The sequence below is a fragment of the Methylotenera sp. E1MeOHC1 genome, assembly GCF_058745595.1.
The window spans coordinates 225,114-240,315 of record NZ_CP196025.1; the positions used below are offsets into that span (position 1 = coordinate 225,114).

The 15,202-nt window shown below is 45.3% G+C and carries 16 protein-coding genes; 15 read left to right on the forward strand and 1 reads right to left on the reverse strand.

All coding sequences use genetic code 11. From position 1 onward, the window contains the following. Nucleotides 1-55: 55 nt before the first annotated feature. From ACSSU7_RS00960 to ACSSU7_RS01030, 15 genes are all read left to right on the forward strand, one after another. Nucleotides 56-1,465, forward strand: coding sequence for a DegQ family serine endoprotease (locus ACSSU7_RS00960; protein ID WP_492516888.1), 1,410 nt, complete (start codon nucleotides 56-58; stop codon nucleotides 1,463-1,465). 188 nt (nucleotides 1,466-1,653) lie between these two features. Beyond that, on the forward strand, nucleotides 1,654-3,447 hold the full coding sequence (lepA, locus tag ACSSU7_RS00965; RefSeq protein WP_492516889.1) for a translation elongation factor 4: 1,794 nt from the start codon (nucleotides 1,654-1,656) through the stop codon (nucleotides 3,445-3,447). Nucleotides 3,448-3,466: 19 nt separating this feature from the next. Beyond that, nucleotides 3,467-4,246, forward strand: a complete 780-nt coding sequence (gene lepB / locus ACSSU7_RS00970) for a signal peptidase I (protein ID WP_492516890.1) — start codon at nucleotides 3,467-3,469, stop codon at nucleotides 4,244-4,246. A 68-nt stretch (nucleotides 4,247-4,314) separates the two neighbouring features. Next, a complete protein-coding gene (locus ACSSU7_RS00975; RefSeq protein ID WP_492516891.1) occupies nucleotides 4,315-4,704 on the forward strand; it encodes a DUF4845 domain-containing protein in 390 nt (129 codons plus the stop codon). 45 nt (nucleotides 4,705-4,749) lie between these two features. After that, nucleotides 4,750-5,442, forward strand: a complete 693-nt coding sequence (gene rnc, locus ACSSU7_RS00980; protein WP_492516892.1) for a ribonuclease III — start codon at nucleotides 4,750-4,752, stop codon at nucleotides 5,440-5,442. Next, nucleotides 5,439-6,368, forward strand: a complete 930-nt coding sequence (gene era, locus ACSSU7_RS00985) for a GTPase Era (protein ID WP_492516893.1) — start codon at nucleotides 5,439-5,441, stop codon at nucleotides 6,366-6,368. Before rnc ends, era begins: the two co-directional genes overlap by 4 nt. 116 nt (nucleotides 6,369-6,484) lie before the next feature. After that, nucleotides 6,485-7,219: a DNA repair protein RecO gene (gene recO, locus ACSSU7_RS00990; protein ID WP_492516894.1), complete on the forward strand. Its 735-nt coding sequence runs from the start codon at nucleotides 6,485-6,487 to the stop codon at nucleotides 7,217-7,219. A gap of 75 nt (nucleotides 7,220-7,294) precedes the next feature. Continuing rightward, nucleotides 7,295-8,023, forward strand: a complete 729-nt coding sequence (gene pdxJ / locus ACSSU7_RS00995; RefSeq protein ID WP_492516895.1) for a pyridoxine 5'-phosphate synthase — start codon at nucleotides 7,295-7,297, stop codon at nucleotides 8,021-8,023. Nucleotides 8,024-8,052: 29 nt separating this feature from the next. Beyond that, nucleotides 8,053-8,430, forward strand: a complete 378-nt coding sequence (gene acpS, locus ACSSU7_RS01000; RefSeq protein ID WP_492516896.1) for a holo-ACP synthase — start codon at nucleotides 8,053-8,055, stop codon at nucleotides 8,428-8,430. Continuing rightward, nucleotides 8,430-9,236: a tRNA threonylcarbamoyladenosine dehydratase gene (locus ACSSU7_RS01005; protein WP_492516897.1), complete on the forward strand. Its 807-nt coding sequence runs from the start codon at nucleotides 8,430-8,432 to the stop codon at nucleotides 9,234-9,236. Before acpS ends, ACSSU7_RS01005 begins: the two co-directional genes overlap by 1 nt. Nucleotides 9,237-9,350: 114 nt before the next feature. Continuing rightward, complete coding sequence (gene tpiA, locus ACSSU7_RS01010) at nucleotides 9,351-10,142, forward strand: triose-phosphate isomerase (RefSeq protein WP_492516898.1); 792 nt, start codon at nucleotides 9,351-9,353, stop codon at nucleotides 10,140-10,142. A gap of 185 nt (nucleotides 10,143-10,327) precedes the next feature. Further along, nucleotides 10,328-12,403: a polyphosphate kinase 1 gene (gene ppk1, locus ACSSU7_RS01015; RefSeq protein ID WP_492516899.1), complete on the forward strand. Its 2,076-nt coding sequence runs from the start codon at nucleotides 10,328-10,330 to the stop codon at nucleotides 12,401-12,403. A 33-nt stretch (nucleotides 12,404-12,436) separates the two neighbouring features. After that, complete coding sequence (locus ACSSU7_RS01020; protein WP_492516900.1) at nucleotides 12,437-12,910, forward strand: SixA phosphatase family protein; 474 nt, start codon at nucleotides 12,437-12,439, stop codon at nucleotides 12,908-12,910. 202 nt (nucleotides 12,911-13,112) lie between these two features. After that, on the forward strand, nucleotides 13,113-13,511 hold the full coding sequence (locus ACSSU7_RS01025) for a PA2779 family protein (protein ID WP_492516901.1): 399 nt from the start codon (nucleotides 13,113-13,115) through the stop codon (nucleotides 13,509-13,511). Between the two features lie 44 nt (nucleotides 13,512-13,555). After that, nucleotides 13,556-14,503, forward strand: a complete 948-nt coding sequence (locus ACSSU7_RS01030) for a PA2778 family cysteine peptidase (RefSeq protein ID WP_492516902.1) — start codon at nucleotides 13,556-13,558, stop codon at nucleotides 14,501-14,503. Nucleotides 14,504-14,695: 192 nt separating this feature from the next. Here ACSSU7_RS01030 and ACSSU7_RS01035 read toward each other — a convergent pair whose 3' ends face one another. Next, nucleotides 14,696-15,190 (reverse strand): hypothetical protein, encoded by a 495-nt coding sequence (locus tag ACSSU7_RS01035; protein ID WP_492516903.1) that lies wholly within the window; start codon nucleotides 15,188-15,190, stop codon nucleotides 14,696-14,698. Nucleotides 15,191-15,202: the final 12 nt, after the last annotated feature.

Consider the following 15,202-nt stretch of genomic DNA (forward strand, 5'->3'; position numbering starts at 1 on the left):
CTAATTGGATTTTGCAAACTTAAACAGATTTTCAAACATTAAGTGGGGTGAGTAGATGATGAGAAGTTGGCTTGCTGCAGTTATATTTATTTTATGCTCTGCAGTGAATGTGAATGCTAAGGATTTGCCAGATTTTACTGAATTGGCAGAAAAGCAAGGGCCTGCTGTGGTTAACATCAGTATTACGCAAAATATGCGTACAAGTCCTGCACAGCTTCCTGGTATGTTAGGTGATGAGCAACTACAGGAGTTCTTTAAGCGTTTTGGCATCCCCAATTTTCCTGGCCAAAATGGCGGAGCACAGCCAGAGTATAAGTCGCAGTCTCTCGGTTCCGGCTTTGTGATCAGTAGTGATGGCTATATCCTAACCAACGCACATGTGGTGTCTGAAGCCGATGAGGTGATTGTTAAGTTATCAGATAAGCGTGAATTTAAGGCCAAGATTATCGGCGCGGACAAGCGTACCGATGTTGCGCTGGTTAAGATTGAAGCAACAGGCTTACCTAAAGTAGTGATTGGTGATCCCAATAAGCTGAAGGTAGGTGAGTGGGTGGCTGCGATTGGCTCTCCATTTGGCTTAGAAAACACCATGACAGCCGGTATTGTGAGTGCAAAGGGTAGAGCCTTGCCGCAAGAAAACTTTGTGCCGTTCATTCAGACCGATGTTGCGATTAATCCAGGTAACTCAGGTGGGCCATTGTTTAATCTAGCCGGTGAAGTAGTTGGTATTAACTCACAAATTTATAGTCGTAGCGGTGGCTCAATGGGTTTGTCGTTCAGTATTCCTATTGACGTGGCGCTTGAGGTAACCAACCAATTAAAAGCTTCTGGTAAGGTAACTAGAGGTTGGTTGGGTGTTGTGATTCAAGAATTGAGTAAGGAGCTGGCTGAGTCATTTGGTATGAAGAATACCAACGGGGCTTTGGTTGCTGGTGTTGAAAAAGGCGGCCCTGCAGATAGGGGTGGGGTAGAGGCTGGTGACGTCATCATTAAATTTGATGGTAAGCCAATTGCAAACTCTTCCGATTTGCCACGTGCCGTTGGCGCTGCTAAACCAGGTAAGGCTGTGCCGGTAGAAGTATTACGTAAAGGCGCTGATAAAACCTTAAGTGTAGCGATTGGCGAGATGCCATCAGATGCATCAGAGTCTGTGCAAGCGAATAAACCGGCAGTGAAGCAGGAAGCTGATCGTGTTGGCTTAATTTTAAAAGAGCTTACACCACAGCAAAAGAAAAAACTGAATGGAAAAAATGGTCTTTTGGTGATGGATGCATTGGGTGCTGTAGCGCAAGCGGGCATCAGACGTGGTGATGTGATACTAGGTTTGAACAATACCGAAGTGCAAAGTCTCGAGCAATTTAACAAGCAGCTAGCTAGTTTTGGTGCAGGCAAGACCATTGCTTTACTTGTGTTGCGCGGTGAGAGCACCTTGTATGTGCCGGTTAAAATACCAAGTGCTAAGTAAATGCCATCTCGTCGCATAATTAAAGGGTAAGCATTAATCTATAGATGTTAATACTTTGAATTTGCTGTAAAATCCGAGCTGTTCGGTTAACAATAAGGGCGCCTAGTGCGCCCTTATTGTTAAGCACGCTTTTATTGTTATCTGAACAGCCCGTTAGTCGTCAATTTAGTCATTATTAAAAATTAAACATGAAAAATATTCGTAACTTTTCCATTATTGCTCACATCGATCACGGTAAATCCACCTTGGCAGACCGAATTATTCACCTGTGTGGTGGTTTGGCAGATCGTGAGATGGAAGCGCAAGTGCTTGATTCTATGGATATTGAGCGTGAGCGTGGTATTACGATTAAAGCGCAAACAGCGGCTTTGGAATATAAGGCGGATGACGGGCAGATTTACCACCTGAATTTAATTGATACCCCAGGTCACGTGGATTTTAGCTATGAGGTTTCGCGCTCACTCTCAGCTTGCGAAGGTGCGTTGCTAGTGGTTGATGCTAGCCAAGGTGTAGAGGCGCAAAGTGTAGCTAACTGTTATACCGCATTGGATTTGGGCGTGGAAGTGACGGCAGTGCTGAATAAAATTGACTTGCCCTCAGCAGACCCGGATCGCGTGATTCAAGAGATTGAAGATGTGATTGGCGTGGATGCCTCAGATGCTGTGCGCTGTTCAGCTAAAACCGGCTTGGGTGTGCGTGATGTATTGGAAGCAGTGATTGCTAAAGTGCCGCCACCGGTGGGCGATGTCACTAAACCATTAAAGGCCTTGGTGATTGATGCATGGTTTGATAACTATGTGGGTGTGGTCATGTTGGTGCGCGTGGTGGACGGTACACTTAAACCTAAAGATAAGATTCGCTTGATGGCGACTGGTTCTGAGCATTTGTGTGAGCAGGTTGGCGTGTTTACACCAAAATCACTGCAAAAAACATCATTGTCAGCTGGTGAGGTAGGGTTTGTTATTGCAGGGATTAAAGAGTTGGCTGCAGCTAAAGTTGGCGATACTGTGACTTTGGCTACCAAGCCCGCAACTGAGCCGCTGGCAGGCTTTAAAGAGGTTAAACCGCAAGTGTTTGCAGGTTTGTATCCGGTTGAGTCTAACCAGTTTGAAGCGTTGCGCACCGCGCTAGAAAAGCTGAGTTTGAATGATGCGTCTTTATTATTTGAGGCAGAAAATTCAACAGCATTAGGCTTTGGTTTTAGATGTGGTTTCTTAGGTCTACTGCACATGGAAATTGTGCAAGAGCGTTTAGAGCGCGAGTACGACATGGACTTGATTACCACCGCGCCAACAGTAATATATGAACTGTTACTCAAAAATGGCGAGGTGCAGCAGATTGAAAATCCATCTCGCTTACCAGAGCCATCACGCATTGAAGAAATTCGTGAGCCGGTGATTGTGGTGAATCTGCTGATGCCGCAAGATTATGTAGGCCCAGTGATGACCTTGTGTAATGGTAAACGCGGTATTCAGCGCAATATGCAGTATTTGGGCCGTCAGGTGATGTTGAGCTATGAAATGCCATTAAATGAAGTGGTATTGGACTTTTTTGATCGATTAAAATCTGTATCACGTGGTTACGCAAGTATGGATTACGAGTTTTTAGAGTTCCGTGCGGCTGATTTGGTTAAGCTGGATATCATGGTGAACGGCGAGCGCGTAGACGCATTAAGCCTTATCGTGCACCGTAGTAACAGTGTTTATCGTGGCCGTGAAGTTGCAGCGAAAATGCGTGAATTAATTCCACGTCAGATGTTTGATGTGGCAATTCAGGCATCGATCGGCGCCAACATCATTGCGCGTGAAACTGTAAAAGCCATGCGTAAAAACGTGATTGCAAAATGTTATGGCGGTGATATTACGCGTAAGCGTAAGTTGCTTGAGAAGCAAAAAGAAGGTAAAAAACGCATGAAGCAAGTGGGTAACGTTGAGATTCCGCAAGAAGCATTCTTAGCGATTTTAAGAGTAGAAGATAAATAAGAAAATAAGGTAAAACGCCATGATGTTCGCGCTTTTTATGATAGTCGTACTGCTGGTTACCGGGTTGATATGGCTATTTGATATTTTAGTATTAAGTAAGAAACGCCCTGCTGGGGCTGATGAGCCGGTTTTAGTTGAGTATGCTAAGAGCTTTTTCCCCGTTATTTTGGTGGTGTTTTTAGTACGCTCATTTATTGTCGAGCCGTTCAAGATTCCATCAGGTTCTATGATGCCGACTTTGCTGGCAGGCGATTTTATTTTGGTGAATAAGTTTACCTATGGTCTGCGTGTGCCAATTTTAAATAACACATTCTTAGCGGTGAATAAGCCTGCACGTGGCGATGTCATCGTGTTTCATTACCCACCGAACCCCTCTATTGACTACATTAAACGCGTAGTAGGTTTGCCTGGAGATAAAGTGGGCTATCAAGATAAGCGTCTCACCATTAATGGGCAGCCGATTGCGGTTGAAAGTGCTGGTTATTATGAGTATGTGATGTCTGGGCTTAATGTGGTGCAAGCGAAACAATACCATGAGCAATTAGGCAGCAAGAATCATGATATTTTGGTGCATAACGTGGTTGGCAATTATGAGGCGGACACGATAGGCGCTAAATTTGCAGATGGTGAAGAAGTCACTGTGCCGGATGGACAATATTTGGCAATGGGGGATAATCGGGATAATAGTTCAGATAGCCGAGTATGGGGATTTGTACCTGAGCAGAATCTGGTCGGTAAGGCATTTTTTATCTGGATGAATTTTGATCAGGGTTCTAGAATCGGCAATAAAATAGATTAATTATTTGGCTGTACTAAACTTGAATGTACTACTTGGCCGTACTAACTTGACTAGGCATGGAGATAAACATGATAAATAAATTAATGCATATGCAAAGCGTTAAAAAACAACAAGGCGCAACTTTGTTAGGTATGCTAATCGTTGGTGCTTTCGTTGTGTTTGTCGCTTTGATTGCGATGAAAATGGCTCCAGCTTATATAGAGTTTATGTCAGTCAAGAAAGTGCTGAAAGCCATGCAGTCTGAATCTCTGGGCACGATGAGTAATAAAGAAATTAAAGACTCGTTTGAAAAGCGCGCTTCAGTTGCCTATGTTGATACGGTAAAAGGCTCAGACTTAGTGATAGAAAAAACCCCTGATGGTAATGCGGTAGTGTCTGTTTCATATGAAGTAGTGAAGCCGATTATGGGCAATGTAAGTGTGCTGATAGATTTTTCAGCACGTAGTGATGGTAAGTAGTGTATTTAAGATATTTGAATAAGCAGCTAACTTCTGGCGGTATTGATGTCTAAACAAGAGTTATTAAAGCGCTTGTCGCATCAGTTTGTGAATGAAAGCTTGTTAACGCAGGCACTCACTCACCGTAGTTATGCTGGCCAAAATAATGAGCGCCTTGAGTTTTTGGGTGATGGTGTTCTCAATTTCATCATTGCACACCAGTTATATCAGCGTTTCCCTAAACTGGCAGAAGGTGATTTAAGCCGTCTGCGAGCACAAATGGTGAAGGAGGCAACGTTGTCAGAAATCGCGCTATCCCTCAACCTTGGTGATGCACTGTTGCTGGGTGAAGGCGAGTTAAAAAGTGCAGGTTGGCGTAGGCCTTCTATTTTAGCTGATGCGCTAGAGGCTATTATAGGCGCAGTTTATCTTGATAGCGGGTTCGATGCCGCGCAAACTTTTGTCTTGGGTCTCTACGCAGGTAAGTTGGAAACGATAGATCCTAAAGTCATCGATAAAGACCCTAAATCCTTATTGCAAGAGTTGTTGCAAAGTAGAAAAATCGCAGTCCCAGAATATACAGTCACACACACCAGCGGTGAAGCGCACGAGCAAAAGTTTGTGGTGGAGTGCTTAGTGGAAAAACATCAAATTCGCACAGTAGGTGAAGGCCGGAGCCGTCGCATTGCTGAACAGCAGGCAGCAGAACTTGCTTTGCTTGCGTTAAATAAACTCCATATTGGAAAAGTTAAAAAATGACAGATATTAATCAAGAGCTTGAAGTGAAGGCAGTGACTGCTTTCGATGGCCCCTTTAAGTGCGGTACAGTGGCAATCGTGGGGCGCCCGAACGTGGGTAAATCCACGCTGTTAAACCATATTTTAGGGATGAAGTTAGCAATTACTTCACGTAAGGCGCAAACTACACGCCACCGCCTATTAGGCATACATACGACAGATGATACGCAGTATTTGTTTGTAGATACGCCAGGTTTTCAGCAAAAGCACTTAAATGCTTTGAACAAAGGTTTAAATAAAACGGTCACCCAGGTGCTAACAGAAGTCGATGTAGTCCTGTTTGTGATTGAGCCGATGAAGTTGGGCGATGCTGATCGCAAGGTATTACAGTTATTGTCTGATAAAACACCGACTATCTTGGTGGTGAACAAGCTGGACTTAATGGGTGATAAAGGCAACGTACTGCCGTTGATTCAAGATTTCGATTTGGAGTTTCCATTCTCAGAAATCGTGCCAGTCAGCGCTAAAAAGAGCCTTAACTTAGATGAGTTATTAAAATCTATCCGTAGCTACTTGCCTGAGCAAGAGGCGATTTACTCTGAAGATGAGTTGACGGATAAGAATGAGCGCTTCCTTGCGGCAGAGTTGGTGCGTGAGAAAATATTTAGATTGCTAGGCGATGAAATTCCATATTCAGTCGCGGTAGAGGTTGAAAAGTTTGAAGTGGTGGGTAAGTTGCGCCGTATTTTTTGCGCCATCATTGTTGATAAAGACAGTCAAAAGCCGATGTTGATTGGTAAAAACGGCGAGAAACTCAAGCAAATTTCTACCGAAGCCAGACAAGACATGGAAAAACTGTTTGGCGGTAAAGTTTACCTAGAAACATGGGTAAAAGTTAAAGGCGGCTGGGCAGATGATGCGCGCGCACTCAAGTCGCTAGGTTATTAATCTGCGACACATTGGTCGGGTTGTCGGTTTTTTTGGTGGAATGGTTACACGTTGATGCTGTTTAAGATGGATATCATTAACGCTAGTGTTTGTATCGTGGTGGTTGAATAGACCTTATGGCGTCAGTGAGTTCTCATCGTCAAGACAATCAGTCCGTTTACGTGCTGCATACTTATCCATTTAAAGAAACCAGCCTGGTAGTAGAGCTGTTTTCATGTGAGTTTGGGCGAGTTGCCACTACTGCAAAAGGGGCAAGACGCCCACGCTCTGCTATGCGAGGCATGTTGCAGGCCTTCCAGCCAATGTTGGCGACATGGTCAGGCAAGTTAGAGCTTAAAACTTTGCACGGTTTAGAGTGGAACGGTTGTTTACTTTTGCTACAGGGTGAAGCGCTGATGTGCGGCTTCTATCTGAACGAATTGTTGCTAAGACTACTGCCGCGCGAGGACCCACATGAAGCCTTGTTTGCTTATTATGCAGAGACACTAAAAGCGCTGGCAAGTGAGCAGCACTTGGCCACGACGCTGCGTCGTTTTGAGTTAAAGTTTCTGCAAGAGCTTGGCTATGCAATACCGCTACACTTAGATGCCAATAGCGCACCGATTCTTATACAGCAAAATTATCGCTATGAGGCAGAGCACGGCGCATATCCAATACGTGGCACGTTGGCACGTTATGAAAATGGCGTGCAGCTGTCGGGCAAGACGCTCATTGATATGTTGAATGATGATTACAGTGATGAGCAGACGCAACAACAGAGCAAGCAGTTGATGCGTTATTTGTTAGCTCATTATTTAGGCGATAAGCCACTACATACTCGGCAGTTACTGATTGAGTTGCAAGGGTATTAACTAGTTTCTTGAGGCAGCTCAATGTGAGATGTGCGTGGGCTGCCATAATGTTTTGATTTATAAGGTGATAGACGCATGATTAAATTGGGTGTCAATATCGACCACGTTGCAACAATCCGTCAGGCACGTGGCACTAAGTATCCAAGTGTAGTACAAGCAGCTTTACGCGCTGAGCAGTCTGGTGCTGACAGCATTACTTTACATCTACGTGAAGACCGCCGTCATATGCAAGATGCAGACATATTTGCATTACGCCCACTGTTGCAAACCAAAATGAATCTTGAGTGTGCAGTGACAGATGAAATGTTGGATATTGCGATTAAAGTCATGCCGCAAGATGTGTGCTTGGTGCCTGAGCGCCGTGAAGAACGCACTACTGAGGGTGGGTTGGATGTCGTTACCCAGTTTGATAAAGTGCAGCACGCTGTAAAAAAATTAAGTGATGCAGGCATTCGTGTATCTTTATTTATTGCGCCAGATTTAGCACAAATCGACGCCGCGGTTAAAACGGGGGCGCCGGTGATTGAATTGCATACCGGCACGTTTGCTGATGCAGAATCAGAACGCACGCAAATAGCGGAGCTTGATCGTATCGAGCGTGCGCTGCAGCATGCAAAAGACGCACGCTTAGTAGTCAATGCCGGGCATGGTTTGCACTACCATAATGTGCATCATATTGCGCGTATGTACGGCTTTGAGGAACTAAATATCGGCCATGCCATTGTTGCGCATGCCTTGTTTGTGGGTTGGGACAATGCCGTGCGTGAGATGAAATCTTTAATGCAGCAGTTTGCCCCCAGATAGTATTCCCATATTAAGGTAAAAGGCAGTTGATGATTTTTGGAATAGGCACTGATGTTGTGGAGGTCACGCGTATTAAAGACTCTATTGCAGAGTTTGGCGATGCTTTCGCACGCAGAATATTGGCCGAGAGTGAGCTAGAGAGTTATCAGCAGTCGCAAATTAAAGCACGTTTTCTGGCGAAACGATTTGCTGCCAAAGAGGCATTTTCCAAGGCTTTAGGTACTGGCTTGCGCGCACCTGCCACTTTGCAAAACATTGCAGTAGGCCATGATGCTTTAGGTAAGCCGATGCTGGTGTTGGCGCCAATATTGCAGGCGTTTTTAGATGAAAGAAATATCATTAAAACGCATATCAGTATTAGTGATGAAAAAAACCTAGCAGCAGCTTTCGTTGTGCTGGAAATATAATGTCTGTAGTAACCGCACTCGATTCTTTGCATCAACCCGATATGGCACGTCGCTTTGGTGGCGTGGCAAGGCTATACGGTGCAGATGGCTTGGCTAAATTGCAATCTGCGCATATGTGCGTGATTGGCATCGGTGGTGTCGGTAGTTGGGCAGCCGAAGCGCTGGCGCGCAATGCGGTAGGTAATATTACCTTAATCGATTTAGATAACGTCGCAGAGTCTAACGTTAACCGACAGCTGCATGCTTTAGACCGCACTTTTGGTAAAGCCAAGGTGACCGCAATGCGTGAGCGTATTCTTGAGATTAATCCCCTTGCTAACGTGTACGAAATCGAAGATTTTGTAACGATGGAGAATGTAGCTGTGATGTTGAGTCAGCCATATGATTCTGTGATTGACTGCGTTGATGATGCCAAAGCAAAGGTGGCGATTGCAGCTTTTTGTCGCACGCATAAACTACCGCTAGTGACCGTAGGTGCGGCCGGTGGCAGGCTGGACCCTACGCGCATACAAGCAGCAGACCTTGCTCATGTGTCCGGTGATAGATTGCTGGCTAAAGTACGCAATCAGTTACGCCGTGACTATCAATTCCCTAAAGCCACTAACAACAAAAAATCCGATAAGTTTGGCATACAAGCAGTATATTCTGACGAGTCTGTGATTAAGCCTGACGCTGCCTGTGAGGTAGAAACTAATACAGGCGTGACTGGCTTAAATTGCGCAGGTTACGGCTCTAGCGTATGTGTCACCGCACCGTTTGGATTTACGGCCTCCGCGCTGGCGTTGAAATCTTTCTTGCTCAAATGAGTGTGATTGCCACATCACTCTGGATGCAGTGATCGTGCCATAATGCGTAATCTCAGCATCAAATTAGCGATTAATTTTCACCGTATGTAATGGGTATGAAAGACGATTGTTTGCATGGTTAAGCGTAGAAAACTCATTGTTGGCAACTGGAAGTTACACGGCAGCATTGCGGGTAATCAGCAGCTATTACAGCAATTGAAATTAAATCTACAAGCGCTGGATGCGGTAGATTTTGCACTTTGTTTACCTTACGTTTATTTGTTTCAAGGGCAGCAGTTATTAGCTGGTAGCAACATTTTGTGGGGCTCGCAGAATGTAAGTCAGTTTGAGGAGGGCGCTTATACCTCATGCATTTCAGCGGCAATGATTGCCGAGTTTGGTTGCCGCTTTGTGATTATTGGGCATTCTGAGCGGCGCTTGTTGCATTTAGATAGTTATGAGGTGATTGCTACAAAACTGTTACGTGCTTTAGCTTGCGGATTAACGCCCATTTACTGTGTGGGTGAAACACAGCAAGAGCGTGATGCTGGCATGGCTGAAGCGGTAATTCGGCAGCAATTACTGAATATGTTAAACGCGTTAGATGATGAAGCATTGGCGTGCGCTAAATCTCTCAATATTGTGGTGGCTTATGAACCGGTGTGGGCGATTGGCACTGGGTTACATGCAAGCCCACAGCAAGCACAATCAATGCATGTGCTGATTCGGCAGCTTATCTCTACACGAGACTTAGCCCTTGCGCAGCAAGTGCGCATCCTTTATGGCGGCAGCCTGACTGCCGATAATGCACATGATATGCTCTCCATGCCGGATATAGATGGTGGTTTGCTAGGCCGCTCATCATTAGATGCACAAGCCTTTACACAAGTCGCATTTATCACAAACAGCTTGGCACAAGCTGAGTGAACCTCTACTTGAGGCCGTAGTCATTACCAGAGTAGCGTAACGCTTTCGTTTGTTTTCCCAATAAAATAGCTGTGTCTATTTGCTAAGCTTTCACATATTTCACATAGATGACGGTTTTGATGAATTTTCATGACACTGTCATAATTGTCGCTTATGCTGAATGAAATAACTAATTAGAAAATATCATGCGTTCAGTTAATTCACCGCTTAAATTACTTAATCGAGATATCAGTATATTGGCGTTTAATGCACGTGTACTGAGTCTTGCGCAAAATGCGGAGTATCCTCTGCTAGAGCGTTTGCGTTTTCTTTGCATTGTGTCTTCCAATCTGGATGAGTTTTTTGAAGTACGCGCCGCGCCGCATGTAGACGCCATGCGTGATAATGAAAAAAAGACCGATGTTAACGTACAAAGCTATTTAGAAATATCCAAAGCTGCGCATACTTTAGTAGAAAAACAGTACGAGATTTTTAATACAGATTTAATGCCTGCTCTGGCGAGTGCAGGTGTGTATCTGGTGTCTAACGCTGAGCGTACATTAGAGCAAAAGCGTTGGGTCGCACGTTATTTTGAGTCCAGCGTGCGTCCGTTACTGGTGCCAGTTGCGCTTGACCCTTCTCACCCCTTTCCGCAAGTGGCCAATAAGTCTTTAAATTTTATTGTGTCACTGGGGGGTACCGACGCATTTGGACGCAATAATAATATTGCCATTGTGAAGGTGCCAAGGGCGTTGCCTCGCTTAATTAAACTGCCTAAGCACTTGAGTGGCAAGCAACAAAAATTTGTGTCTTTATCTAGTGTTATTCGTGCACATTTAGCTAGCTTATTTACTGGCCGTGAGGTGTTATGTTTCTCACAGTTTAGGGTAACTCGGCATTCTGATTTGGCCGTGGATGAAGAGGATGTAAAAAACCTGCGTACAGCGTTAAGAAAAGGCTTGGTACAACGACATTTTGGTGAAGCGGTGCGTTTGGAGGTATCACATGGTTGTGATGAAAAGCTAGCTAAGCTCTTGCTGCAGCAATTCGATTTACCTAAACAGTCGCTGTATCGCGTGAATGGCTTGGTTAATTTAGCGCGCCTGATGCAGTTGGCAGATTTAGCTGAAGGTGACCACCTCAAATTTAAGCCATATGAGCCGCAGATAAGTCAGCAGCTAGTCCCCAATCAGTCATTTTTCTCACAGCTCAAACAGCGTGATGTTCTTATCCACCAGCCTTACGAGAGCTTTGAGTCAGTCATTGATTTCTTGCGTGAGGCCGTGCATGACCCCGATGTGCTTTCTATCCAGCAAACCATTTATCGTACAGGCTCAGACCCACGTATGCTGAAGCTACTGCAAGAAGCAGTACGCCGTGGCAAAGAGGTGATGGCTGTAGTGGAGCTTAAAGCTAGGTTTGATGAAGAGGCAAATATCAACTGGGCCGAGGATTTAGAATCTGTGGGCGCGCAAGTGGTGTATGGCATTGTGGGGCTAAAAACCCATGCCAAAATGTTATTGGTGATGCGCCGTGAAGCTACTGGGCTTCAATACTATGGGCATGTTTCAACCGGCAACTATAATCCAAGAACAGCAAGGCTCTATACTGATGTGAGCATGCTTACCGCTGATGCGCAGATTACCCGCGATATGGAGCATTTGTTCAGGCATATTGCCAGCCAGGTCAAATTACCCCGTATGCAGAAACTGCTGGTGGCGCCATTTAATTTGCATAAACAGATGCTGGCTAAGATTAGAGCGGCAGAACTGAGTGCCAAGGCCGGGCAGCCTGCTTCTATTATTTTGAAAATGAATGCATTAACGGACGAGGCTCTGGTGAAGGCGTTAGTTAAAGCTGGGCGTGCTGGGGTGGAGGTGGATTTGATCTTGCGTGGTGCGTGTATTTTACCGATTGACGCGCCAGGCTTGAATGGTCGCATTCGTGTGCGTTCAGTGATTGGTCGCTTGCTTGAGCATTCGCGCGTGTTTTATTTCAAAATCGCAGAAGTCGAGCATATGTGGCTGTCCAGTGCTGACTGGATGAACCGTAATATGATGCGCCGTGTTGAAATTGCATGGCCGATTATCGATGCAAAAAATCGTGCGCGGATTTTGCAGGAGTGCTGCCAAATGTATCTAGACGATAATCATGATGCATGGATATTAAATGCGGACGGCAGCTATCAGCCTATTGCTATGCAAGCCCATAAAGCTAAGCCAGGTGAGCCTATACGTGTTAATAGTGCACAACTGCAATTGCTGCATAAATATACGGATTAACAAAACTGTTTAACTAAACTGTTTAATTAAACCATGGCAAATTTAATCATTTGGCGACATGCTGAAGCGGAAGTGCAAAGTGAAAGCGGCCATGACCATGACCGTGCATTAACCAAGCGCGGCCGTAAAGATGCGGCCAAAATTGCAAAGTGGCTGTATAAGCACTTGCCTGAGCATGCCGAGCTACTATGTAGCCCAGCACGCCGCTGTCTGCAAACAGCGCATGCCTTGCATGATTTAAATCAGATGGAAATTAAAATTGCTGACTGCTTAAGCGTGGATAGTAATGTGGCCCACATGATGCAAGAAGTTACAAATCAGGACGGCACGCAAACTATCGTACTGGTGGGGCATCAGCCTAACCTTGGCCTGTTCATAAGTAAACTGCTGGGCTTGCATCAAAGCGCATGCGTAGTAAAGAAGGGGGCTGTTTGGTGGCTAAAACAGCGTAAGTTGGATGGCATATCACATTACTACATTGATGCCGTGAAACAGCCTGGCTTTTGATTAACGTAAACGGTATCTCGCTAGATTATTCGCCATGCATATGCCTATACACGATTATTGAACTGTGCTATTTTAGTTCTGTAGGCATATTTAATACTCGTAAGTGATGGCCTTAATCGACAGCCTGCAGTTAGTCGCTTAAGTGGGCTGTAAGATTTAAACCATCTTTTTAACTAAATTTTAATGATAAGGGGTACTTGCCATGATTTTTGTTAAGCGTTTTTTCAGTGCATTTCTTGCGGCTTCTATTTTATTTACAGGTTCTGTGCAAACCGTTCAGGCGGCTATGATTAGTTCGGCGCAAGTTGCGGAGAGTGTTTTCTCAAGCGCCGCTGACCAAGACCGTGCGCGCATCATCACTGCCTTGTCTCGTCAGGATGTACAGGCTGCGTTAATTGAGCATGGCATTGACCCAGCACAAGCACGCAGTCGTGTTGCTTCACTTACAGATGAAGAAGCAAGCACGATGGCAACGCAGATTGAAAATGCGCCAGCTGGCAGCGGCATTATTGGAGCCATTATTTTGGTGTTCCTAGTGCTGTTGCTGACTGATATCCTTGGTTTTACTAAAGTGTATCCATTTACACGTTCTATTCGCTAATCGTGTATTAGCTTAGTCAGGTTTTGTTACAGCGAGAAGCCAGCATGTTTCGTAAGTTAATCATGCTGGCTTTTTGTTTATTGCTCAATGCCTGTGCTGCAACCGGCGTGCGTGAGGCAGTACAAAACCCATCACTTCCTAGGCAGTATGAGCTGATCCAAACCCCTTTCTTTCCCCAATCGCAATATCACTGTGGGCCGGCCGCATTAGCAACTGCGCTCAATGCCGTTGATATTCACGTGACGCCGGATCAACTGGTACCAGAGATTTACATTCCTGCTCGCAAGGGTAGTTTGCAGATTGAAATGCTGGCTGCTGCACGCAGGCATGGCGCCTTGTCTGTAAAGTTGGCGCCTAAGCTTGATGCTGTGCTGGCAGAGGTTGCAGCCGGTAATGTGGTGGTAGTGATGCAGAATCTAGGCTTATCTTGGGTGCCTTCTTGGCATTATGCGGTAGTGGTTGGCTACAGCCTTGACCGCGAGCTTGTTTGGTTGCGTTCAGGCACTTTTGAGCGTTTTGAAATGAGTTTGAGTGCATTTCAGCGCACTTGGGCGCGCAGTGGTTATTGGGCGTTTGTCGCGTTAAAGCCAGGCAGCTTACCTAAGGCCGATGATCCTGATGCAGTTGCCAAAGCGATAGTGGCTTTTGAGAGCAATGCAAATAAAACCGATGTTTATTTGGCATATGATGCTGCCGCTAAACGCTGGCCTAATCATTTGGTACTGCTAATGGGCTTAGGGAATAGTGCTTATGCGTTAGGCCATTACTCTCATGCAGTCAGTGCTTTCCGCAATGCGACGATTGCATACCCCAACTCTGTAGCCGCCTATAACAATTTGGCCAACGTATTATTGCTTAAAGGTGATGCGGTGGCAGCCAAAGAGGCGGCTGAAAAAGCTTTGCAGCTAGCACAGTCAGACCCAGTACTACGTGCAGAAGTTATCAAAACCGTGGATGAAGTTAACGCTTATCAGACCAAAAAACCACACTAGTTAGTTGGTGTGGTTTGCCAGTTTGCGTGGTTTATAAGAGCAGTTGAGCGCGACTCAAATCTAGCGTGCATCTATACGGTATGGCTGCTCTATAGATAAACATCATTGACCCACATCTTGGGCGTATCGCGTCATGACTGGTGGTTTATTCTCACCAGCAATGACGCGAACAGCCTTCAATATAATTTGCGCTTATTTCTTTTTAGGTCTGCCAGTTTTAATGGCAGGCACTTTACTCATAGCCGCTTTTAATGCGGCATCAGTCATGGCACTTAACTGCATAATCCCTGCGCGTAGTAGCTCGCTCTTTTTAGCTGGCTGGCCCAATTTAGTGAGGCGCTCTTTAAGCACTGCAAATTGCGCGTACTCAGTTTTAGGCATGGTGAAGCTATCACGCTCCATTTTTAGTTTTGGCGTTTTTTCTTTTTGTGTTTTGGTTTTGTCAGCGGCTTTTTCAGTTTTTTTAGTGCTGGTCACGCTGGTTTTTACAGCAGCTTTGGCTGCTGGTTTAGTGACTGTTGTTTTTGCTGCAACAGGTTTAGCAGCGACAGTTTTTGCTGGAGCCGGTTTTACAGCAGCTTTGCTGGCTGGTGCTGCCTTAGCAGCAGGTTTGTTTGTTTCTGCGCTAGTTGCGTTTTCAGGGGTTGATTTTAACGCTTCAGCCTGTATTGAATTGATTTTTGACATGGTTGCACTCCA